General features: G+C 58.4%; 19 protein-coding genes. 12 read left to right on the forward strand and 7 right to left on the reverse strand.

Annotated features, from left to right (window positions below; translation table 11 throughout):
• Positions 1-2 precede the first annotated feature (2 nt).
• Together KGB28_RS28505 and KGB28_RS28510 are read left to right on the forward strand one after the other, a co-directional pair.
• Positions 3-716: a heme-copper oxidase subunit III family protein gene (locus KGB28_RS28505; protein WP_223448858.1), complete on the forward strand. Its 714-nt coding sequence runs from the start codon at positions 3-5 to the stop codon at positions 714-716.
• Between the two features lie 13 nt (positions 717-729).
• Complete coding sequence (locus KGB28_RS28510) at positions 730-1,047, forward strand: cytochrome C oxidase subunit IV family protein (RefSeq protein WP_150723915.1); 318 nt, start codon at positions 730-732, stop codon at positions 1,045-1,047.
• Between the two features lie 32 nt (positions 1,048-1,079).
• On the opposite strand, the gene KGB28_RS28515 is transcribed toward KGB28_RS28510, so the two are convergent.
• The 3 genes from KGB28_RS28515 to KGB28_RS28525 form a co-directional block, all read right to left on the reverse strand.
• Positions 1,080-1,640 carry a magnesium transporter gene (locus KGB28_RS28515; RefSeq protein ID WP_223448859.1) on the reverse strand — a complete coding sequence of 187 codons (561 nt, stop codon included), beginning with the start codon at positions 1,638-1,640 and terminating at the stop codon, positions 1,080-1,082.
• A 134-nt stretch (positions 1,641-1,774) separates the two neighbouring features.
• Entirely contained in the window at positions 1,775-2,065 is a 291-nt protein-coding gene (locus KGB28_RS28520) for a hypothetical protein (RefSeq protein WP_223448860.1), read from the reverse strand.
• 211 nt (positions 2,066-2,276) lie between these two features.
• Positions 2,277-3,098: a helix-turn-helix transcriptional regulator gene (locus KGB28_RS28525; protein ID WP_223448890.1), complete on the reverse strand. Its 822-nt coding sequence runs from the start codon at positions 3,096-3,098 to the stop codon at positions 2,277-2,279.
• A 96-nt stretch (positions 3,099-3,194) separates the two neighbouring features.
• Here KGB28_RS28525 and KGB28_RS28530 point away from each other — a divergent pair, with 96 nt between their 5' ends.
• A complete protein-coding gene (locus tag KGB28_RS28530) occupies positions 3,195-4,151 on the forward strand; it encodes a threonine dehydratase (RefSeq protein WP_223448861.1) in 957 nt (318 codons plus the stop codon).
• A gap of 73 nt (positions 4,152-4,224) precedes the next feature.
• Here KGB28_RS28530 and KGB28_RS28535 read toward each other — a convergent pair whose 3' ends face one another.
• Positions 4,225-5,217 (reverse strand): GlxA family transcriptional regulator, encoded by a 993-nt coding sequence (locus KGB28_RS28535; protein WP_223448862.1) that lies wholly within the window; start codon positions 5,215-5,217, stop codon positions 4,225-4,227.
• A 192-nt stretch (positions 5,218-5,409) separates the two neighbouring features.
• Here KGB28_RS28535 and KGB28_RS28540 point away from each other — a divergent pair, with 192 nt between their 5' ends.
• Positions 5,410-6,201: a cysteine hydrolase gene (locus KGB28_RS28540; RefSeq protein ID WP_223448863.1), complete on the forward strand. Its 792-nt coding sequence runs from the start codon at positions 5,410-5,412 to the stop codon at positions 6,199-6,201.
• A gap of 234 nt (positions 6,202-6,435) precedes the next feature.
• Complete coding sequence (locus tag KGB28_RS28545) at positions 6,436-7,272, forward strand: alpha/beta fold hydrolase (RefSeq protein WP_223448891.1); 837 nt, start codon at positions 6,436-6,438, stop codon at positions 7,270-7,272.
• Positions 7,273-7,326: 54 nt separating this feature from the next.
• Here KGB28_RS28545 and KGB28_RS28550 read toward each other — a convergent pair whose 3' ends face one another.
• Entirely contained in the window at positions 7,327-7,602 is a 276-nt protein-coding gene (locus KGB28_RS28550) for a DUF2252 domain-containing protein (protein ID WP_223448864.1), read from the reverse strand.
• Positions 7,603-7,993: 391 nt separating this feature from the next.
• Between KGB28_RS28550 and KGB28_RS28555 the strand changes: the two genes are divergently transcribed.
• The 4 genes from KGB28_RS28555 (at position 7,994) to KGB28_RS28570 (ending at position 12,306) form a co-directional block, all read left to right on the forward strand.
• A complete protein-coding gene (locus KGB28_RS28555) occupies positions 7,994-8,644 on the forward strand; it encodes a hypothetical protein (RefSeq protein WP_150724312.1) in 651 nt (216 codons plus the stop codon).
• 602 nt (positions 8,645-9,246) lie between these two features.
• Positions 9,247-9,687 (forward strand): Ohr family peroxiredoxin, encoded by a 441-nt coding sequence (locus tag KGB28_RS28560; RefSeq protein WP_223448865.1) that lies wholly within the window; start codon positions 9,247-9,249, stop codon positions 9,685-9,687.
• Between the two features lie 127 nt (positions 9,688-9,814).
• Positions 9,815-10,273 carry a MarR family winged helix-turn-helix transcriptional regulator gene (locus KGB28_RS28565; protein ID WP_008051025.1) on the forward strand — a complete coding sequence of 153 codons (459 nt, stop codon included), beginning with the start codon at positions 9,815-9,817 and terminating at the stop codon, positions 10,271-10,273.
• Between the two features lie 536 nt (positions 10,274-10,809).
• Positions 10,810-12,306, forward strand: coding sequence for a multiheme c-type cytochrome (locus KGB28_RS28570; RefSeq protein WP_223448866.1), 1,497 nt, complete (start codon positions 10,810-10,812; stop codon positions 12,304-12,306).
• A 158-nt stretch (positions 12,307-12,464) separates the two neighbouring features.
• Here KGB28_RS28570 and KGB28_RS28575 read toward each other — a convergent pair whose 3' ends face one another.
• Together KGB28_RS28575 and KGB28_RS28580 are read right to left on the reverse strand one after the other, a co-directional pair.
• Positions 12,465-15,365, reverse strand: coding sequence for a multicopper oxidase domain-containing protein (locus tag KGB28_RS28575; RefSeq protein WP_223448867.1), 2,901 nt, complete (start codon positions 15,363-15,365; stop codon positions 12,465-12,467).
• Between the two features lie 376 nt (positions 15,366-15,741).
• A complete protein-coding gene (locus KGB28_RS28580; protein ID WP_223448868.1) occupies positions 15,742-16,665 on the reverse strand; it encodes a LysR family transcriptional regulator in 924 nt (307 codons plus the stop codon).
• A gap of 136 nt (positions 16,666-16,801) precedes the next feature.
• On the opposite strand from KGB28_RS28580, the gene KGB28_RS28585 reads away from it, so the two are divergent.
• The 3 genes from KGB28_RS28585 to KGB28_RS28595 all read left to right on the forward strand — a co-directional run bounded on the left by KGB28_RS28585 (position 16,802) and on the right by KGB28_RS28595 (position 21,677).
• Positions 16,802-17,857, forward strand: a complete 1,056-nt coding sequence (locus KGB28_RS28585) for a tartrate dehydrogenase (RefSeq protein WP_223448869.1) — start codon at positions 16,802-16,804, stop codon at positions 17,855-17,857.
• 106 nt (positions 17,858-17,963) lie between these two features.
• The gene (locus tag KGB28_RS28590) at positions 17,964-19,319 is read left to right on the forward strand and encodes a dicarboxylate/amino acid:cation symporter (protein WP_223448870.1); all 1,356 of its coding nucleotides are present in this window, start codon (positions 17,964-17,966) and stop codon (positions 19,317-19,319) included.
• 231 nt (positions 19,320-19,550) lie between these two features.
• The gene (locus KGB28_RS28595) at positions 19,551-21,677 is read left to right on the forward strand and encodes a TonB-dependent siderophore receptor (RefSeq protein ID WP_223448871.1); all 2,127 of its coding nucleotides are present in this window, start codon (positions 19,551-19,553) and stop codon (positions 21,675-21,677) included.
• Positions 21,678-21,812: the final 135 nt, after the last annotated feature.

Consider the following 21,812-nt stretch of genomic DNA (forward strand, 5'->3'; position numbering starts at 1 on the left):
CCATGGCATTGCACCCACAAGCCCAAGTCGAATCCAGTACATCCAATCCACCAGGTTCGCCGCCTGCACCGGGATGGCAGGGCATCGCCAGCGACTGGTCCTCGGATAAAGAGGCCTTCAAGCAGGTGCCCTGGGGCAAGGCGATGATGTGGATATTCCTGCTCAGCGATACGTTTATATTCACCTGTTTCCTGACCGGCTACATGTCGGTACGCATGACCATCACCAGCGCCTGGCCGAACCCCAGTGAAGTGTTCGCATTGACGATCGGCGGCAGGGAAATCCCGCTTATTCTGATCGCCATCATGACCTTTGTGCTGATCAGTAGCAGCGGCACCATGGCCATGGCCGTCAATTTCGCCTATCGCCGTAATCGCGCGAAAACCACGGCCCTGATGCTGGCCACCGCTGCCTTGGGTGTGACATTCGTCGGCATGCAGGCATTTGAATGGACCAAGCTCATCGCAGAAGGGGTGCGTCCCTGGGGGAACCCCATGGGGGCGGCGCAATTTGGCGCCAGCTTTTTCATGATTACCGGTTTTCACGGACTGCATGTGTCAATCGGCGCCCTCTACCTCAGCATTGTGGCGCTGAAAGTGTGGCGCGGAGATTATGAGCGCTCCGGAAACTATCAGAACGTCGAGATAGCCGGGCTTTACTGGCACTTCGTGGATTTGGTGTGGGTATTTATTTTTGCTTTCTTCTATTTATGGTAGAGGAGCACGGGTGATGGCACATGCTCAGGGTCAGCAACATCCAATCAGTTTGTATCTTAAAATCTGGGGGCTGTTATTCGTCCTCAGCACGCTGTCGTACCTTGTCGACTATTTCCACTTCCATGGCTACCTTCGGTGGTCCCTGATTATCACTTTCATGTTGTTGAAAGCAGGTTTGATTGTCTCCATCTTCATGCATATGGCCTGGGAGCGCCTGGCGTTGGTCTACGCCATACTGGTGCCACCTTTGTGTTTACTGGTACTCATCGGGCTGATGGCCACCGAGGCAGACTATATTTTCCTCAGCAGGGGCATTTTCTTTGGCCAGTAAGCAGCTTTCGGATGGCCTTGAGTCTCCAGGCACTAACCCGATATCACTCGCTTGAACTGATGCCATTTGTGCTGCCAAGCCACTGTCCAGTGGGGGGCTGCTGCTCCCGTGCCAGCGATCTTCAGTTTTGGATGCTGTTTGATTACCTGGTCCAGTACCGATTCCTGATCCGGTTCAACATCCACGAAGAAGATATGTTTGCCTTCTTTTACCACCTGCTTGAAATTGCGGAAGTGTGTGTTCGGCACCTGGAACCCAAAAAAGCCGCCTTCCCAGATGCAGAAGCCCAATACAACAATGGCAAGGAAGATGAAAGGCATCCAGCCTGCGGCGGACTCGGTCCAACCCATCCAATAGGCGCCACCCAGCACCAGCGCCGCGAGTGGCACACCGACCACCGCACCAATCTCACCAGAGTGAACAGCATCCTGTTCCATTAACGAGTTGACCTCGTGGAGGTGATGTTCTTCTACATCAGCAACATTTTCACTGAGTACATGAATCTGTTCGGAATTGATGCCGCTGGCTTCCAATTCATATTCAACGTTTTCAAGATCGTTGAGATTGTCACTGATGTAATAGTGTCGGTTCATGCCACACCTCCCATCTCGTGTTTGCTGTAGACCTCCTCTGTCCGGCAGCACTCGGTATTTGTACCCTTGGGAACGTTGCACACTTCATGCAATCTGAAAAAAAGTATAGCACTCACCACCCTGCGGATCGGTCGTTAGTTGATCTGCACAATGACCGGACCTTCCGTTACGATCGGCGGGTTCGCGTGGATATTCGAGGTGTTTTTCTGAATCCAGTCACGCGCGACTTTCATGCTCGCATCACTGCCGGCCTTGTCCGTGCAAACAGTGATCGACGTACCACCATCACCGGTATTCAGCAGTGTGTAGCTTACCAGGTCAGGCACTGTCCGCAGGGTCGCTTCGACGTCGACTTTGCGCTCTTCCAGAAGCTCGAAAAGCTGCTTTGCTCCAGTACCCAGGTAGGTTCTTATAACCGCATACATAGTCGTCTCCTTTGGGAGTACCGTCTTGATGCCAATCCAGATCCGTTGATGGCTGCAATCACCCAGGTTTCAGTTCGCCCTGATTTATTAAGCTTAGCCAAACGCCGGCGACAATCGAAATGCAACGACCACCGGCAACTCTCGCCGATTTCTGCCTGTCAGCAAAGGCAGGCAGCAATCAGCCCATTGCAAACATCAAAATAACCTGGCGCTAACTGAACCTCGCACACTGGCGCAACTGCGCCGGACTCACCCCAAGGCGTTGCTTGAAGGTGGTCGCCATGTGCGCCTGGGAATTGAAACCGCAGGCGTAGGCGATCTCCGTCAGCGTGGCAGTCGAATCGCGCATCAAGGCACGGGCCTTGGCGAGGCGTCGGTCGATCAGGTAACTGTGCGGGCTTTTGCCGGTAGCGTTTTTGAATGCCCGCATGAAATATCCTTCGGACAATCCAAGCAACCCCGCCATCGCCGGTACGCTCAACGGGCCATCGAGGCCTGCATCAATGAACTCGTCGAGCAAGCGCATCCGGTTGCCGGTTATCGAACCATGGGGTGCTGTCGACACCGCTTCGCTACCCGCCGCCCGCTCGGACAATGCGAGTGCCCAGGCTTCCCAATCGTCCTCCACAGAGGCCAGCAACAGCGCGGCGCGCATTCTCCGTGCGAGGGCAGTGGCCTGCCGATCGATACGATTGTTGAAGACTCGATCCCCCACCAACGCCATACCGTCGGTGCGCATCACCCGCAGGTATTCACCGCCCTGGGGTGATTCGGATAGCACGTCACAGCCGGCGGGGACGAACGCCAGGCCGTTGGGCACGGCCTCGAAGGGGCGTATTCGGTCACTGCCGATGGCGTGCAGGCCTCGCTGGCTGTCGAAGGCGAAGCCGATTCCCGCCTGGGTCGCGACATATCGGGTCGCGTAGGCGCAGCCGGGGAGTAATTCGATTGCCCAGGGCCCGGCCTCGATACGGCGGACCGGTTCGGACAGGAGTGGTGGCGGCGGGCGATTTCGATGACTCATGGACACCATAGTAGTGAAGAGTGGGGGCAAAAGTCAGGTCAGTTTTCTGAAAGCCGGAACACTGCGCCCGTGTTCAGACTGGGCAAAATCTCAGGGGGACAACTCATGCACAGACTGACTCGCGACGATATCGAACAGGCCGCTCGCAGCGTTTACCAGGTCATGCCGGCCACCGCCCAGTACCCTTGGCCTTTGCTGGCTCAGCGGTTGGGTTGCACGGTGTGGGTCAAGCACGAAAATCACACGCCTACCGGTGCCTTCAAGGTACGTGGTGGTATCACCTTCATGCACTGGCTCAAACGCGAGCACCCGGGCGCGAAGGGCATCGTCAGCGCTACCCGCGGCAACCATGGCCAGAGCCTGGCGCTGGCGGCTGGGGCATTGGGTTTGCGGGCGTTGATCGTCGTGCCGCAAGGTAACTCGGTAGAAAAGAACAACGCCATGCGCGGCTTTGGCGCTGAAGTGGTCGAGTATGGCCGCGATTTCGATGATGCCCGTGAAGAGGCTGCCCGCCTTGCGCGCGTGCATGACCTCTTCCTTGTCCCGCCGTTTCACACCGAGCTGGTCAAAGGCGTCGCCACTTATGCGCTGGAGCTGTTCAACGCAGCGCCAGACCTGGATACCGTTTATGTGCCGATTGGCTGTGGATCGGGGATTTGCGGGGTGATCGCCGCTCGCGATGCGCTGGGTCTGCAAACACAGGTGGTTGGCGTGGTTTCCAGTGAGGCCCTGGCCGCAAAGTTATCGTTTGATGCTGGCGCAATACGCGAAACCGCCTCGGCCAACACCTTCGCCGACGGCCTTGCCGTACGTAAGCCAATTCCTGAAGCCTTTGCCGTCTACGCGGCAGGTGCAGCGCGGATCGTATCGGTCAGCGATGACCAGATCGCCGAGGCCATGCGTGTGTATTACACCGATACCCACAACCTCGTCGAAGGGGCCGGTGCGGCGGCGCTGGCCGCGCTCATCGAGGAGCGTGAAGCCATGTCGGGAAGAAGGGTGGGGGTGATTCTATCCGGTGGGAACGTCGACAGATCGGTGTATGCGCGAGTGATTGCGTGAAGGTGGGCCGTGAGAGCGACTGCTGATCGGGCGAAACAGCAGCTCCTGGCCCGCTGGATCACCGAGTCTTCGCTTACGTGGACGATTGATCCGTTTTTTTTCCGGACCCACCATTGTCTTTGGCCTGGCGGGCGCTGCGGCGCAGTTCCTGTGGCGTGCGCCCCACGACTCGCACGAAGCTGCGAAGCATGTGGTCGGCATCGCCGAATCCGAAGCACCTGGCGATCTCTTCGAAAGTCTGGTGGCCGTCCTCGACCATTGGCCGCGCCGACTCGATACGCAGGCGCTCGATAGCTTTCGCCGGCGTCACCCCGACCGATGCCGCGAACACGCGGCCAAACTGGCGCACGCTCATATGTGCAACGTCTGCCAGGCGTTCGACTGACAGATCATCGCGCAGATGATCGCGCACATGGCTCAACACCGTGCGGATCCGATCCGAGCCTGGGTCGAAATCCAGTAGCGAAGAAAACTGATACTGACCACCGGGGCGCCGATAGTAGACAACCAGCATGCGCGCAACGGAGCGTGACACTTCCTTGCCCAGGTCCTGCTCGATCATCGCCAGGGCCATGTCGATGCCCGCCGACATACCGGCGGACGTCCAGACATTCCCGTCTTCAGTCCAGATTCGATCTCCATCCACGCGCAGTGACGGATAACGTGCCTGCAATTGCGGCGCGTAGTTCCAGTGCGTGGTCGCGACACGACCGTCGAGCAGACCGCTCTCGGCCAGCAGGAAGGCGCCGGTACAGACGCTGGCAGTGCGGCGAGAGCGCGGGGACATCTGTCGTATCGCCGCTGCCATCGGCAGCATCCTGTCATCGATCGGCGCGGTGGGTGCGCCGACGATGATCAGCGTGTCGAGGTGTTCGACCACCTGCAAGGCTTCGGTCGCGACTTGCAGTCCGCTCGAAGCGCCGATCAATCCGCCTTCAAGCGAAGCGACTGTGAATCGATAGCCAGAAGGGCGCGCACGATTGGCGTTGGAGAAGGCTTCGAGCGGGCCACTCAGATCGAGTAATACGAAGCCCGGATAGACCAGGAAACATATGTGACGCTGCATGCACGGAACATCCACAGTCTGAATGGGGCCATGGTACGCGCTTGCTGTCGGGAAGGTCACGGGGGCATTGAACCCAGCCGTCTCATGCAAGGTGCCTGGCCTAGTCGGCCGAAATCCAGGGATATATGTCCATTTCGTGCCGCCTTCTCGCCGTACCGTGAATGCACCACCCCCACACTGCGGACGTGCAACATGACCTTCAACCGAATTCATCCCGCCAGACTCATCTCCTGCGCCACCTTGCTGGGGGCGATCCTGATGGCGCCCGGCATCGGCTACGCCGCCGAGAACCCCTACGCCGATCCAGCCAAGCCCGCGCTGCCGGCTTCCACCTTTCAATGGGATGCCAGTCGAACCGCACTGGTCGTGATCGACCCGCAGATCGACTTCATGAGCCCGGAGGGTGCGGGCTGGTCAGTCTTCGGCCAGAGCGTTACCGAGCAGAATCTGGTGCCGAATCTGACCCGGCTGTTCACGGCGTTCAAGCAGGCCGGAGCGACCGTAGCGATCTCGCCGCACTACTACTATCCCCACGATCATCAGTGGGAGTTCGAAGCGCCAGCGGAGACTGTCCAGCACAAGCTGGGAATGTTCGACCGCAAGGGCGCCCTGACGCTGGACGGATTCCGCAATTCGGGTGCCGATTTCATGAAGGAGTTCAAACCCTTCATCGAAGACGGCAAGACCCTCGTCGCCTCACCGCACAAGTTGTATGGCCCGCAAAGCAACGACCTGATGCTGCAGCTGCGCAAGCAGCGGGTCGACAAAATCATCCTGGCCGGCATGGCGTCCAACCTGTGCGTCGAATCGCACCTTCGCGAGTTTCTGGAGCGCGGTTTCGAGGTGGTTGTCGTACGTGACGCCGTCGCCGGCCCGAAGCTGCCTGATGGCGACGGGTACGGTAGCGCGCTGGTCAACTTCCGCTACATCGCCAACGGCGTGATGACGACCGATGAGGTCGTGAAAAAGCTGGAAGGGCGCTGACCTTGGGCATGCCCCATTTCCTGACCAGACAGGGGAGTCCTTGCGGCTCCCGTGTCACTGACTGACGCGGAGTCACCCATGAGCGATAGCGAAAATTCAGGGCTTGTCAGCCCGGACCGACGGGATTTTCTGGTGCTCGGCCTGAGTGCCACGGCCCTCGTTGCCTTGTCCACGGCACCCGGCCTTGCCCTCGCGTCCTTCAACTCTCCTGACACCCATAGCGGAAACATGACCATGAGCAAAGTGAATACCCAAGATGGCGTTGAAATCTTCTACAAGGACTGGGGCCCGAAGAACGCCCAGCCCATCGTGTTCCACCATGGGTGGCCGCTCAGCGGTGACGATTGGGACAGCCAGGCGCTGTTCTTCGTTGGCCAGGGCTATCGCGTCATTGCACACGATCGGCGCGGCCACGGCCGCTCGTCTCAGGTAAGCGATGGCCACGACATGGACCACTACGCTGCAGACGTCGCCGCGTTGGTACAGCAACTGAACCTGCGCAACGCCGTGCATATCGGCCACTCGACCGGCGGCGGGGAGGCGACGCGCTATGTCGCCCGGCATGGTCAGTTGCACAAGCGCGTGGCCAAGCTGATTTTGATTGGTGCGGTACCGCCGGTCATGGTCAAGAGCCCGGCAAACCCGGGCGGTCTTCCAATCGAGGTGTTCGATGGCATGCGCAAGCAACTGGCGGCCAACCGGTCTCAGTTTTATCTGGATGTTGCCAGTGGCCCGTTCTACGGCTTCAACCGCCCGGGTGCCGCTGTTTCGCCGGGGATGATCCAGAACTGGTGGCGGCAAGGCATGGCCGGCGCGGCAAATGCCCACTATGAGTGCATCAAGGCCTTCTCTGAAACCGACTTCACGGATGACCTGCGGGCGATCACCGTACCTGCTTTGGTCATGCACGGTGATGACGACCAGATCGTTCCCATTGCCGACTCTGCGCTGCTGTCGAGCAAGTTGCTGAAAAATGGATCCCTGAAGGTGTACGAGAAGTACCCGCACGGGATGTGCACGACGCACGCCGATGTGGTCAATCAGGATCTGCTGAAGTTCATTCGCGGCTGATCCGTTCGAGCCATGGCTCTGCTGCTCGCAGGGCCATGGAGGGGTTCATTACTCTTATTCCCTGAGTGCATTGATCCGTCCTGATTTTTCCGCAGCTATCAGCGCGGCATGATCTTTCGCATTTTGATTGGCATAGGCGATGGAGAACTTGCCGACAGCCTGGTCGAAAGAGTCCAGCGGGCCCATTTTCGAAATTTTTCGCAGGCCTTCGTGGTAAGCAATTTTCGCCGTTGGTCGGGTCTGGCGACGAAAGTTCAGCACAAAAGCGGTTTTTTTTTCGGCAGGGAACAAGAAACGATTCAGCGTCGTGGCGACGCGGGTTTCAGCCAATGGGGCAGGGATCCCCAGGTGCTGGAAACAGTACCGTTTGTCGATGTTTGTGCTCAAAAAATGAACGATCGGGATATGCTGGGCTCTGATTTTCCAGCAGGCGGATCCTTGGAGACCCGCTGCACTCACTAGAAAAATGGACGTATACCTCATCTGCATTGAATGGAATGCGCATGGGGATTTTTTTTACCTGAGACCTGGAGTGATAGTATGCCGTCATCACTGACTCGCTGGGCGAGTCGCTCTCTCTTGTAATACCCAATTATTTAGTTGCTTCAATCAATGCTGACTTGATCGTGCAGGTGTAATTAATTAATTAATTCGCATGCCTGGGGCATGGTCAATTTGCACTGCCGCAATAAGTGGAGATGTAGTCTTGGATATTAATACAATGATCGGCCTGATCGGCCAGAAAGAATCCATGGAGTTTTTGCGTTTAGGCGTTGTGTACGTTCACCTGTTGGCTTGCTGCGTAGCTATCGGCCTGGTGTTTGCCAGCGATGCCGCCATGGTCAAGGATTTGTTGAAAGGTCGCGTGTCGTCGGGGCACGACAATGAGCATATGGCCAGTCTTCAGAAGTCTGTTGCCAATGCGTTGATATTCTTGTGGGTCACCGGAGCTGCGATTATAGGTATTGATTACCTTGAAAAAGGCATGACCTATTTTGCCAATCCGAAACTTCAAGCCAAAGTTATTATTGTATTGCTGCTGACGTTCAACGGCATGTTGTTGCACCGCTATGTATTGCCGGCAATGCTGAAGGCCGGTTCGCTGCTTGATCTCCAGATCAATGTGCGAATGTTTGCCCTGTTCTCTGGCGCACTGTCGGGCGTGTCCTGGCTGTATGCCGCCATGCTCGGTGTCGGTCGACCGCTGGCCTGGAAGTATTCGCTCACCGAGTTGCTGATGGCCTATCCGGTGTTGATCGTGCTCGGCTTTGCGATGATGGTGGCGCTGACCCAGTGGGCGCGTAAGCGCAACGAAGCAACTCCGGTTCAAGAGACTTCGTGGCTGTTTGCGGGTATTCCCGCGCTGCGCTGAGCTGACGAAAGTCCAGGGAAAGACGGGTGAAACCGTCTGAACCGTTCAAACATCAGACCCCCTCCTTGTGAGGGGGTTTTTTGTGTGTGCGGGTACCAACAAGTCAAAGAAAACCGGCTCGATTGGCCGGTTTTTTTTCGAGTGAAATACGTCCATTTCATTTCAGCGCCAACGAGTTGATCGTCATGCGTGAAAGCGATCCGAAGCGCGTAGCCAGAGGTCCCCGCAGGGCCGGACGGTGAGAAGCCCATCATCCTTTTCGACAAGGGGGAGGGTAGCGAGGTTGATCTCGCGTCTACCGCTCATCGCCAAGGCATAAAATAGGCTTTGACATCATTGGGGCTTTGGTTGAATATTAATCAATCGCATACGATCTAATCGATAGCGATAAGAAGTAACAACAACCCTTGCCGTTTGGAGACTCAGCCATGAACACCGGAAGCCGCCGCACAAAGTTTATCTCGACCGCTCACGCTTCCCATGGTCAAAACGGCAACAACTGGATCATTGCACACACCCATTGATGAACGTTGTCTTTTTAAATGTCATAAATATCGCATGCGATAAAATCGCACGAAATATAAAATCCTGAGGAAATCCCCATGAGCAAGATCGAAAAAGTACTGGCAACCGGCAAAACCCACACCACTTACAGCGGTGTCGGTGGCCACAACGGCAACCTCGATATCGTACTGTCGTCACCGAGTTCTGCCCAGCCGGCCCACGTCTTTACCGCCACACAGCCGCACCCGAAAGCCGAGCAACTGTTTGCCGGGGCCTGGTCTGCCTGTTACACCGCGGCAGTGGGGCTGGTGGCCCAGGAACGCAATATCGTGTTGCCGGGGGATATGGCCGTCGACATCGAAGTGGACCTGGGCCAGACCGGCGCGGCCTACTTCCTGCAGGCCCGACTGACCTTGCGGGTGCCGGGGCTGGACCAAGGGGTGGCGACCGAGTTGGCGCACAACGCCGATGCAATCTGCCCGTACTCCAAGGCCACACGCGGCAACATTGATGTCGACATCAACGTCCTGACCGCATAACCCACTGCACGGCCGACTCACCGGGGATCTTCCCGGTGAGCCGGCCGTCGGTGTTTATACGCACTTCCGATACCATCGCGTACGACGTATAGTTTCAGCCTCGCCAGATTGAGCCAAGAGAACGTCCATGAAAAACACCGACAAGACATCCGCCCTGGATCTCAAACTCTCCGAGTTCCTGTGTTTTGCGGTCTATTCCACCAACCTGGCCTTCGGCAAGGCCTACAAGCCGATGCTTGAACGGCTCGGCCTGACCTACACGCAATACATCACCCTGGTTGCGCTGTGGGAGGAAGACAACCAGACCGTTGGCAGCCTCGGCGAAAAGCTGTTTCTCGAATCCAATACCCTCACGCCGATCCTGAAGAAGCTGGAAGCGATGGGATATCTGCTGCGCCAGCGTGACCCGGAAGACGAACGCCAGGTGCGGATCAGTCTCACCAAAGAGGGGCGAAAACTGCGCGAAGGCCTCACCGAAGACGGCTTTCCGCAAACCGGTCTTGATCCCGACGACTTCGTGCAAATGCAGAAGGCCATTGTGAAGTTGCGGGGCAGTCTCATCCGGTCGACGAAAGACCGGGAGTAAGTTCTATCGAGTAAAGTGAGTGGCCCCGGAGTTGCGAGGTGCACTGCGCGGAGAAACCCTTTCCTATTCTGCAATCAGGTGCATAAGTGCAGCAGGTTGCAGCGATAGAGAGTCGGCGGCCCAGGTAACGGATCAGAGCGGCTCATTAACTTCGGAGGGTAATACGATTATCGGATGTTGTGCGGCGGTTGTACCGCAGGACCGGCCCCTGGTCTGTATCCCCCCGATTTCGGAGTGAGCTCCCCCGCTAATGGGCGCGGATTCCCAGCAGGATTCGCGTCTCCATCAGCTCGGGAATTTCAAATTCCGAGCAATGTTTGCGGGGCGTTCAGGTATGCCGACAAATATTGTTACTTCGATGGCAGGGTAATTGCTGAGCGAGGGTATCCCGTTCATGAAAGGTGTCGGGACGCCGTGGAGCTGCAAGTACCCCCATTGAGTGATTGATGTAACCATCGGGTAGCATCATGAAATACCCCTGGCGACTCAATGGAAGTGCTGCAGTCATCCTCTGCAACTGTCCAGGGGAAGTCGTTATGAACCACTCCAAGGTAGTGCTGCTGCGCCGTCTGTTGTGCTTGCTGGTTTGCCTGCTGACGGCCACGCTGGTGGCGGCCGACGGACCTCAGGGCAATGACAATCAAAGCAATGAGAAGTGGCTGGAGCCGGCACGCTCCAGGCTCATGCATGTGATTGGCGGAATGCCGTTCTTTCCGCATCGGGCCAATACCACCGGCAACCTGGTCTTGAATGTGAAGGACTTCGACAATGCCCAGGTCTGTGGCGCTTGCCATACGGAGATCTACAGGCAGTGGCGCTCGTCGATGATGTCCCAGGCCTGGGATGAACCCATCTATCGGGCCTTGCTCAAGCGTGCGAGTACGGCCACCGAGGGCAAGGTCGATAACTTCTGCACCGGCTGCCATACCCCGATCGGTCTCACGACCGGGCAGATCACTTCGCAAGTCAACCGCTCCTCGATTGAAGACAGTGCGAAGAATAATCCGATGCCAGGGGTCGATTGCGAGACCTGCCACAACATCAGTGCCCGCACGGGCCTCGATAACGGCGCCTATGTCCTGAGCCCTCGAGCGAACGGCAAACCGACCAAGTTCGGCCCGCGCAAAGATGCCGTTTCGCCTTATCACGACACCGTGTATTCCGCTCTGCACACGCGCTCGGACTTTTGCGGCACCTGCCACAACGTCACGCACCCCTTCAGCAGCGTGGCGGTGGAGCGCACCTATGACGAATGGCAGGAGAGCACCTACAGCCTTAACAATGTGACTTGTCAGAGCTGCCACATGCCGGGTTTTGCAGGCAAGGCCGCGATCATGGGGCCAGACCGCGAGGAGGTCGCCTCGCATTGGTTCAGCGGAGCCAATGCGATGATGCTCAAGCATCTCGGTCAGGAGGAGGGCGCGCAACGCGCACGCGACATGCTCGCGCGTGCCGGGGAAATAAAGTTCCAGCAAGTGCCGGCAGCCATGACGCCCGGGCAATACACCTCGGTAGCGGTCAAAGTGACCAACGTCGGCGCCGGGCACAAGCTGCCGACCGGCTTTCCCGAGGGTCGGGAGATGTGGATCGATTTCCGGGTGCAGGATGCCAGTGGTCGCGAGCTCTATCGACTGGGTTCGATCAAGGACGGCAAGACCGAGGTCAACACGCGAAATTTCAAGGTGCATATTGGCGACAAGGACGGCAACCCGTTGGACGTCGAGGTCTGGAATGCCACGCAGATTCTCTCGGACAACCGCATTCTGCCCAAGGGCTACGATATCGGGGAGTTCTCCTTCCTGGTGCCGGCCGACGCCGTCGGGCCGCTGACCCTGACTGCCGATCTGAACTACTGGCCGTTTTCCCAGAAACTGGCCGACTACCTGCTCGGCGAGGATAAAGTGCAGGTGGAAATCACCCGGATGGCCAACGTCACGCAGAGCGTACCCCTGTCGACCGGATCCGAGACGGCGAAGCGGGCGGTACCCGCGAAGTTGAAACTCGACGACGTCAGCGCCTACTACAAAGAATGAACATGTCATTGCCATCGTCGAACAGGTAACGCGTCTCGGACAGAGAGCGCATCCGACCCAAAGCCGACAGTGATGACAGGCGGCTTTGGGATTGAAACGATCATGCAGCCGGTTCCTTGTGTTTGCTGACGCCATGACCAGTCGTTTGATAGACGACGCTAGCCTCCGCTGCCGCTGCCACTGCCACTGCCACTGCCACTGCCACTGCCGCCGCCGCTGCCACTACTGGTTTCCTGGTCATTGTCGACCTCGACCTGTGGCCCGACACCATCTCCCGTACGGAATGTCGGTAACGCAACCGAGGCCACGAATTTCACGCCGTCCCAGCTGGGCAATGGTGTGGGCATCAATTGAATCTGGCCCGGGTGTTCAGAGTCCCAGCGCAGCAGCATCGCCGTGTCCTCATGCTGTGTGTTGTGGCAGTGCTCCATGTAGGTACCGGCAAACTCACGGATGCGTATGGCCATTTCGACATTGTCGAGGCTCTCGGGATGGCGGCCTACATTGTAGATATCCTTGCGCGCGCCTTTTTCCCATTCTGGTGGCGTTTTGCCGCCTCGAGTGAGAATGATCCCTTCCTCGAAATGCACATGCACCGGGTGACTCCAGCCATTGCCGCCGTTCTCGATCTTCCAGACTTCCAGTGTGCCTTCACCCTTGAACCCTGCCGGTGTCGGGCCAGTGGCCAGTTGTGGCGCGGCTGAAATCCGGCGTGGGTCCATGCCGAAGCCTTCGCCGCCATCGGTCTTGATCGTCCAGGGCTTGAAATCCGTGCCGTTGGAGCGGCCAAAGATAAAGGTGCGGTGCCGCGCCTGGGCAAGCCGGGCGATATCGGCAGGGTCATCACGGTTCAAGGGCAGGGGGATCATGAACTTGCCCTCGGGCTGGCCAGGCTTGGCGGGCTCGAAGTCGACCGGATTCATGCTGACATCCTGGCCGGTGTAAGGCTGGACGTTCAGTTGCAGGAACAGGCCCACGCCCGGGTCACCGTTGACCCACTGTGGCCCGTGGCTGGTTTGCCGGACAACGGGCAGGTACTTCCCGGAGAGTACATCCGCCAATGGAATGTCACGTTCGGGACGCTTGCCGTTTTCATGCTCCTCGATGTTGACGAAGTAAATCTTGTCGCCCGGGCTGATGCCGTTTTTCGCGAAGTCGACGACGATGTCATAGCGTTCGGAAATGCCCTGTATCGGCAGAATGGCATTGTGGTCCTGTGTGTCGCCGTCGCCATCGAGGTCCAGGCTGCCATCGAACGGCACCGCGTGCTCCATGATATTGCCGTCGTTCGCAATCATGTGGAACGGCACCCGGTTGTAGGAAACCCCGGAGCTGTTCGGACCAGGAAACTCGCCACCATTACCATTGACCTGACGCACCACCGCCAGCTTGAAGTAGCGAGACACCGATCCGTTGAGAATGCGGAAACGGTAGCGGCGGGCACGTACATCCAGGAAGGGCTCGTACTCCCAGTTGGTCAGCATCTGGTCACCGAGAAAACCGTCGGTGTTGAAGGGGTTGAACCACAACTGGCCGGCCTGGTCCCAGGCCTTGTCGGCGATCGTCAGGTTGACGTCATAGTCGCGGTTACCCCACCCCAACCCCGAACCGCTGGCCAGGCGCAGGTTGACCCCGTCGTCGACCGCCTCGTTGCCACGGTCCACGGCGCTGTAGTAGTTCATCATCGTCGCATTGCCCTTGTAGACATTCTGCGCGGTGAAATCGAGCATGTGGTCGTGGAACCAGTGGCTGCTCATGGTTTCGCGCCAGTCGCCTCGGATCTTGATGGTGCCGTTGTCGCAGGTCTTGAAGCCGGGGTTGGCGTCGTTGACGAAAAGGATTTCACCGGGGTCGCAGGGGAATGCCGCACGCGGATCCTGAGCGCTGGTATTGATGCTGTCGTAACCGGCCAACTGGATCGGCCAGCGATAGTCGTAGTACTGGCCCGGGAAGAAGAACGCGTTGGCAAAGCCGTCGCTTTCCGCGGGCGAGTGGCCGTTATGTTCATGGGTGGAGATGGTGTGCAGGCCAAAGCCCCGGTTGGCCGACGGGTCAATGGGCAAGGCATCGTAATGACGCATCAGCATCGCTTGGCCATAGCGGACTTGAAGCAGTTTGGGCGGAAAGGTGCCGTCGAATGTCCACAACGCGTTATGGTCCTGGACAGGGAAGTTGGGGTGAAACTGCACTTGAATGCCCTTGGTTGTGCCCTCGTTGACCGGGTTGCCGTTGGGATTGTGATACAGCCCGCCTGGCGCAAATTCCCCCACGGCGTAGTTATGCCGTTGCATACGATCACGCAAGCCGCTGTTGACGTGCGCGCCTGCTTGCACAGTCTTGAAGGCGTCGCGCGGGAAAAACTCATTGAAGCGCTGGTGTGACCAGCCTTTTCCCGGTGGCCGGCCTTCTGCGGGCGAGTCGACTCGGCGGTTGAGGAAAAGCTCGATCTGCGCCTTCCAGGGGTTGCGGTCCAGTACATTGGAGAACTCTGTCGGGAAGGGCGTCAAGGCTGGCTCCCTGAGAAAGGCGTCCAGCGCAGCCGGCGACGGGCCGCTACGCGCCACGTTCAATGGATCTTGCGCCGGGGCGGGGCCCAGCGTCGGAACCGGAAACGGAACGGGTGATGGCGGGTCTGTCGCATCCAGTTTGTTCGAGCCGAACTCCTCGAACAGTTCAAGCTTCTGGGTGAACGGTTGAGCCCCGAACACCGGGCTGGCATTACCGTTAGTGGGGATGTTGAAGCTGGGTTGCAGATCGGGTGGCAGCACATTGTCGACCAAGGGGGTCTGGCGGTTACCGATCACACCATTGGGTAAGTCAAAAGCGCCGACGTTTGCGGGAGGCAGCTTGAGCAAGTCTCGCAATGCGGCTTCGGGGTCGGCGGGCTGATTAGTGAACGCCGATGGGTCGGTAGGAGGCGGTGGATCGGTGTTGTCGAGGGGCACTGCCCGGGCCTGGGACAAGCCCAGCCCCAACATGATCACGGCAGCAGAGATACTCAGCGCCAGCCTGGTTTTGAACAATGGACTAGGTTTCAGCCTTCCGGCATCCAGTTTCATCGCAAACACCTCTGACGGGTTCCTCGGAGCGCGTGGCAATGCATGGGCAACGAGCCACTGCTCCTGGCCCGGCTGGCAAAACGTTTGATTTCGAGCCGGGATGGGAACGATGCATATTTCCCGCCGAAAGTGACAGGAGGTGACTGATGGCTCTACGCCGCGTTCCCCTTGTCTGCTGGCTTCAAGCAGGCGTATGAGAAGCCAGGATGAAAGCCCCGATGACGGGGAATATCCCCCAATACCGGGTGCGATTGTGCGGGGTGTCCGGGCTAAGAGAAGTGGCCACTTTCTGAATGTATCGATGGCTGACTGCTGTCATTCACCCCAACTTCATCGGTGCCCGCTGTTGGCCGAAGCGGCTGCGAGCCCAGGCTGTTCAGTCGTGCAGGCCTGCCGTTTCATCCAGGTGGTCAATGTGCCTGAAACGCTCGACCAGGAAATCGATCAGGCTGCGTACACGGGCTGACAGGTGCAACTGTTGCGGGTACACCGCATAAACATCGGCGCGGGTCGGGGTCTGGTCTTCCAGCACTAATCGCAAGCGGCCGCTGCGCACGTATCGGGCAATGTCCCATTCGGCCCGCAACAGTATGCCGTAGCCTTCCAGCGCCCAATTCAGGGCCACCTCGCCGTCATTGCAGCCCAGTGCGCCACGGACCTTGATGTTTTGCGTGCGCCCACCGTTGGTGAAACTCCACACACCGTAGGGCGTTTCGTTTTGCCTGAGAAAGATGCAGTTGTGTTGCTGCAGGTCCGACAGGCGTTGCGGCACACCATGCTTTTCCAGGTACAGCGGCGAGGCGCATAGAAGACGGCGATTGGACGCGATCTTGCGTGCATGGAAGGCGGCGTCCGGCAGGGTACCGAAGCGTATGCCCAGGTCAAACCCATGGGTCGTCAGGTCCAGGGGGTGATCGCTGATTTCCAGCTGCACCTCCACCTCTGGGTACTGGGCGAAGAATGCACCCAGGGCAGGGCCGATGTATCGGCGACCGAAACCCAGCGACGCGTTGACCCGAATCAGGCCTTTGGGTGTGGCCCGACGGCTGTGGATCAACTGCTCGACCTCATCGATCTGCGTCAGGATACGGGCGGCGTGGGAAAACAGCAGTTCACCTTCCGAGGTCAGACTCATGGAGCGCGTGGTGCGATTGACCAGGCGGATGCCCAATCGAGCTTCCAGTGCGGTGAGACGCTTGCTGACCGCCGGCGGCGTGATACCCAGTTCCCGTGCGGTCGCGGCGAGACTGCCTTTATTGGCCAAGAGGTAGAAAAACGACAAATCCAAGGTCTGGCTCATTCGTAACTCAAAGTTATTTATGTAGTGATTATGAGTAACTCACACCTATTTGTTCACTACATATACTCCGCTCACACCCTGATTGAACAGCCCGTTCGACAGGCACAACAAGAAACTTACGAGAGTGGAGTTGAGCATGAACGCATACAAGATTGCAGCGGTTCCAGGTGATGGCATCGGTGTCGAAGTGATTGCCGCTGGCGTCGAGGTGCTGCAAGCCCTGTCGAAAAAGTCCGGCTTCCAGCTGGATTTCAAACACTTCGACTGGAACTCGGATAACTACCTGAAAAACGGCTACTACATTCCCGAAGGTGGCCTGGAAGAACTGAAAACCTTCGATGCCATCTTCTTCGGTGCAGTGGGTGCGCTGAACGTGCCGGATCACATTTCACTCTGGGGTTTGCGCCTGCCGATCTGCCAGGGCTTCGATCAATACGCCAACGTACGACCTGCCCGGGTACTGCCGGGGGTGAAGAGCCCGCTGCACAATGGCGATCAAATTGACTGGGTGGTGGTGCGGGAAAACTCCGAAGGTGAGTACTCCGGCAATGGTGGTCGTGTACACCGTGGCCTGCCGGAAGAGGTCGCCACCGAAGTCTCGGTATTCACCCGTGCTGGCGTCGAGCGCATTCACCGTTTCGCTTTCGAACTGGCACGCAGTCGTCCGCGCAAGCACCTGACCATGGTCACCAAGTCCAACGCCCAGCGTCATGGCATGGTGCTGTGGGACGAGATTTTCTACGAAGTGGCCAAGGATTTCCCGGACGTCAGGATCGACAAGGAACTGGTCGATGCGGTGACTACGCGCATGGTGCTCAAGCCGTCGACGCTGGATGTGATCGTCGCCACCAACCTGCACGCCGACATCCTGTCTGACCTGGCCGCGGCACTGTCCGGCAGCCTGGGCATCGCACCGACCGCCAACCTCAACCCGTCACGCCAATTCCCGTCGATGTTCGAACCGATCCACGGCTCGGCGTTCGACATCACCGGCAAAGGTGTGGCCAACCCGATCGCGACGTTCTGGACGGCTGCAATGATGCTCGAGCATCTCGGCGAACACGCCTGCGCCAAACAGTTGATGTCCGCGATCGAAGCGGTGACCGAAAGTGGTTTGCATACCCCGGATCTTGGCGGTACCGCCACCACACGCCAGATCACGGATGCGGTCATCGCGTTGATCAACCGCTGATTTTTCCAGCGCTTCCAGGCAGTACTGCGGCACAACGCCGAGGGGCGGATCAGTTGATCTGACTCCTTGGCATTTCCTGACAACAATAAAAAATCAGGGCCCTGTCATGAAAAGAATATTCGGCAAACTCTATGTGCAAGTGCTGATCGCCGTGATCCTCGGCGCCATCGTCGGCGTGTTCGTTCCCGAAACCGGCGCTGCGCTCAAACCCTTGGGCGATGCCTTCATCAAATTGATCAAGATGCTCCTCGCTCCGGTGATCTTCCTGACCGTGGTCACAGGGATTGCCCGCATGGAAAACATGAAGGAACTGGGGCGTGTGGGCTTTCGGGCCTTGCTCTATTTCGAGGTGGTCTCGACCCTGGCGCTGGTGGTCGGATTGGTGGTGGTCGATGTGTTCAAACCCGGTGCCGGCATGAACATCGATGTCGCCACCCTCGACACCTCCAGCCTGGCCACCTACACCACGGCCGTGAAACATGCATCGTTCATGGACTTCGTCATGAACATCATCCCTGACACCATCGTGGATGCCTTCGCCAAGGGCAATGTGCTGCAGATCCTGCTGTTTTCCATTCTGTTGGGCATCGCCCTGGCGCATGTAGGGCCACGGGGCAAGGCATTCGTCGATACGCTCGATAGCCTGATGCAGGGTATGTTCCGCATCGTCAACATGGTCATGCGCCTGGCACCGATTGGCGCATTTGGTGCCATCGCCTTCACGATCGGCAAGTATGGCTTCGGCTCGCTGTTCTCTCTGGGCAAGTTGATGGCTTGCGTCTATCTGACCTGCGCCGTGTTCGTGATCTTCGTCCTCGGCCCGATCTGCCGCTACAGCGGATTCAGCCTGTGGAAGTTCTTGAAGTTCATCAAGGAAGAGTTGTTCACCGTGCTGGGTACCAGTTCTTCGGAGTCGGTGCTGCCACAGATGATTTCCAAAATGGAGAAGGCCGGGGTGTCCAAGCCCGTTGCCGGGATGATCATTCCCTCCGGCCTGACCTTCAACCCGGACGGGCAAGCGATCTACTACACCATTGCCGCGATATTCATTGCCCAGGCTACCAACACGCCGCTGACCCTGACCGATCAACTGATCGTGCTGGCGGTACTGATGTTCACCTCCAAAGGCTCGGCCGGTGTCACCGGCTCCGGGTTCATCATTCTGGCCGCCACCTTGTCTTCCCTGGGCACCATACCGGTGGCGGGCATGGTGTTGCTGCTGGGCGTCGACCGGTTCATGTCGGAGGCGCGGGCCATCACCAATACCATCGGCAATGGCGTGGGCACCATGGCGATCGCCAAATGGGTCGGGGCGCTGGACACCGACAAGATGCACAAGGCACTCAATGGTGAGGTCGAGGAGCAAAAGCCCGAGGCGGTGCGGGCGGAGGTGGTTCATACCCATTCATCGGCAACGAGCAGTCCCTTGCTGCCCGGCCTTGACCAAGCTTCACGAGTGTAAGTATCCGGGGGCTGATGTCCTGAGTTTAAAGGGCCCTTCGGGGCCCTTTATTGTTATGCCGGCGGCTTCGACAGGGGAGGCTTGAACCATCGGCGATTTGAAATGAGCCAGGTCACATTCAGAAAATTCAAATGAGAATACGTATCAAAACATGGTGATGCGGTATACCATGCGCCGCGATTTATTGGCATGTATGCCGTCCCATTTGGCTATTTTCACAAGGTTTCCTAGATGCGTCGTACTCTGGTGTCTATCTGCGTGCTTCAGGCGTTCTCCGCTTCCGCTTGGGCGGAGCAGGCAACTACCGATAAATCCAGTCTGGAGTTGCAAGCGACTGACATCGTTGGCACAGCAGACTTTGAAACCGCCCTGGGGCCGGTTGACGGCTATCGCGCGACGCGCTCGGCCAGCGCCACGCGCACCGACACTTCGATCCACGAAACGCCACAGTCCATCAGTGTGGTCACCAGGGATGTGGTCGAGGACATCAGTGCCACCCGTTTGCAGGACGCCCTCGATTACGCCGGTGGTGTGGGGCGGGCCAACAATTTCGGTGGCCAGGGCCTGACCACCTTTACCGTGCGTGGCTTTACCACCGGGGAGTTTTATCGCAACGGGTTCCCGATCAACCGTGGCTATCCGAACATGCCCGATGCCAACACCATCGAGCGACTGGAAGTACTGCGAGGGCCGGCGACCATGCTCTATGGCCGAGGCGATCCGGGTGGCACCTTCAACGTCATCTCCAAACAACCCCTGGCCGTGCCCACTGTGACCCTGGGTAGCCAACTCGACGACCAGGGCATGAAGCGTGGCACGCTGGACGCCTCCGGCCCGTTGGACGAAGAGGGCCGCCTGGCCTATCGCCTGAACGTGGTGGGTGAGGGCGGTGATACCTTCCGCGATCATGTCGAAACCGAACGTTACGGCGTGACGCCGGTGCTGTCCTGGCAGGCCACCGACGACACCAAGGTGATTTTCGAAGGCGACTTCATGCGCAACAATCACCCGCTCGACCGCGGCCTGACGCGCTTTCCAAACCAGATCGGCACGGCCTCGCGCGACACCTTCTTCGGCGAAAAAGACGTTGGCAAACTGCACAACGACAACAACATGGCGCAGCTGCGGTTCGAGCATCTGCTGAGCGATGACTGGACGTTGGGCGGCGGATTCCAATGGCTCGACGGCACCCTCGAGGGGAATGCAGTCGAAGCCAACGGTGTGGCCGCGGACGGGCGCACCCTGGGCCGTAACTTCAATTACCGCAAGCTGGAGTGGACGGACAAGGACACCCAACTCAATCTCACCGGACATTTCACCGCAGGCGGTTTCGATCACACCTTGTTGACCGGTGTCGAGTACGAGAATTACGACTACAAGTCGATCATTCAGCGCTCCAGCGGCGCTGTGAGTGCCTACCCGATCGATATCTTCGACCCGGTGTATGGTCAGCCGCGTCCAGCCTTGACCCGCACCCCGACCAATGACAAGGAAAACCTCAAGACCTACGCCGCTTTCGTCCAGGATCAAGTGGCCTTGACCGAGCGTTTGAAACTCTTGGCCGGGGCCCGTTTCGAGCGCTTCGAACATGACTACCAAACCTACGTACCGGGCGGCAAAAGCTGGGAGGCCAGCGACAATGCGGTGACCCCGCGCGTTGGCGTGACCTATGACCTCACCGACACCGTGGCGATCTATGCCGATACGGCTCGCTCGTTCAAGCCCAATACCGGTGCCAGTCGCCAGGGCGGTGGTTTCGAACCGGAAAAGGGCAAATCCTATGAGCTGGGTATCAAGTGGGAAGCGCTGGACAGTCAATTGAGTGTCGACGCGGCGATCTACCAGATCGAAAAGCGCAACGTACTCACCACCGATCCTGTGGACTCCACGTTCAGCGTGGCGGCAGGCGAGGTGCGCAGCCGTGGTTTCGACCTGAACATCGCCGGCAACCTGACCCCGCAATGGCGGGTGATTGGCGGCTACGCCTATGTCGATGCCGAAGTGACCAAGGACAACGTCATCAAGTCCGGCACCCGGCTGATGAACATTGCGCAGAACAGCTTCAGCCTGCTCAACGTCTACGAGTTCCAGGATGGCGCGCTCAAGGGACTGGGGCTTGGCACCGGGCTCAAGTACGTCGATGAGCGTGCAGGGCAGACGGCCAACACGGCGTTTTCGATGGGCAGCTACACCGTGGTCGACCTGCTGAGCTACTACAAGGTGAACGACAGGATCCGGCTCAACCTGGATGTGAAGAACCTGACGGACGAAAATTTTGAGGAGGGCGCATTCGGCAACGTCTACGCCTATCCAGGGGCACCAAGAACGGTGCAGGTCGGTGTTTCCTACACGTTGTAGTCCGGATGAATGCCGCGCGTTGCGGCGTCTTCAGGCTTGCTCCCGGACTATCCGCGCCACGAGTATCTCGTGGCCAACCAGTCGGGGGTTCCGGCCTGCAGCGCGCAGGCTTGGCCTGGAACCCATTCGGCGAGC

Origin of the sequence: Pseudomonas sp. BF-R-19 (genome assembly GCF_019956445.1) — a bacterium.
Classification (GTDB): Bacteria; Pseudomonadota; Gammaproteobacteria; order Pseudomonadales; family Pseudomonadaceae; genus Aquipseudomonas; species Aquipseudomonas fluorescens_BH.

Coding starts and splice junctions, on each gene's coding strand:
- KGB28_RS28540 (WP_223448863.1), top strand. CDS start 5,410: ATGACCTTCAACCGAATTCATCCCGCCAGACTCATCTCCTGCGCCACC.
- KGB28_RS28565 (WP_008051025.1), top strand. CDS start 9,815: ATGAAAAACACCGACAAGACATCCGCCCTGGATCTCAAACTCTCCGAG.
- KGB28_RS28515 (WP_223448859.1), bottom strand. CDS start 1,640: ATGAACCGACACTATTACATCAGTGACAATCTCAACGATCTTGAAAAC.
- KGB28_RS28555 (WP_150724312.1), top strand. CDS start 7,994: ATGATCGGCCTGATCGGCCAGAAAGAATCCATGGAGTTTTTGCGTTTA.
- KGB28_RS28595 (WP_223448871.1), top strand. CDS start 19,551: ATGCGTCGTACTCTGGTGTCTATCTGCGTGCTTCAGGCGTTCTCCGCT.
- KGB28_RS28520 (WP_223448860.1), bottom strand. CDS start 2,065: ATGTATGCGGTTATAAGAACCTACCTGGGTACTGGAGCAAAGCAGCTT.
- KGB28_RS28510 (WP_150723915.1), top strand. CDS start 730: ATGGCACATGCTCAGGGTCAGCAACATCCAATCAGTTTGTATCTTAAA.
- KGB28_RS28575 (WP_223448867.1), bottom strand. CDS start 15,365: ATGAAACTGGATGCCGGAAGGCTGAAACCTAGTCCATTGTTCAAAACC.
- KGB28_RS28505 (WP_223448858.1), top strand. CDS start 3: ATGGCATTGCACCCACAAGCCCAAGTCGAATCCAGTACATCCAATCCA.
- KGB28_RS28530 (WP_223448861.1), top strand. CDS start 3,195: ATGCACAGACTGACTCGCGACGATATCGAACAGGCCGCTCGCAGCGTT.
- KGB28_RS28525 (WP_223448890.1), bottom strand. CDS start 3,098: ATGGTGTCCATGAGTCATCGAAATCGCCCGCCGCCACCACTCCTGTCC.
- KGB28_RS28585 (WP_223448869.1), top strand. CDS start 16,802: ATGAACGCATACAAGATTGCAGCGGTTCCAGGTGATGGCATCGGTGTC.
- KGB28_RS28535 (WP_223448862.1), bottom strand. CDS start 5,217: ATGCAGCGTCACATATGTTTCCTGGTCTATCCGGGCTTCGTATTACTC.
- KGB28_RS28590 (WP_223448870.1), top strand. CDS start 17,964: ATGAAAAGAATATTCGGCAAACTCTATGTGCAAGTGCTGATCGCCGTG.
- KGB28_RS28580 (WP_223448868.1), bottom strand. CDS start 16,665: ATGAGCCAGACCTTGGATTTGTCGTTTTTCTACCTCTTGGCCAATAAA.
- KGB28_RS28545 (WP_223448891.1), top strand. CDS start 6,436: ATGAGCAAAGTGAATACCCAAGATGGCGTTGAAATCTTCTACAAGGAC.
- KGB28_RS28560 (WP_223448865.1), top strand. CDS start 9,247: ATGAGCAAGATCGAAAAAGTACTGGCAACCGGCAAAACCCACACCACT.
- KGB28_RS28570 (WP_223448866.1), top strand. CDS start 10,810: ATGAACCACTCCAAGGTAGTGCTGCTGCGCCGTCTGTTGTGCTTGCTG.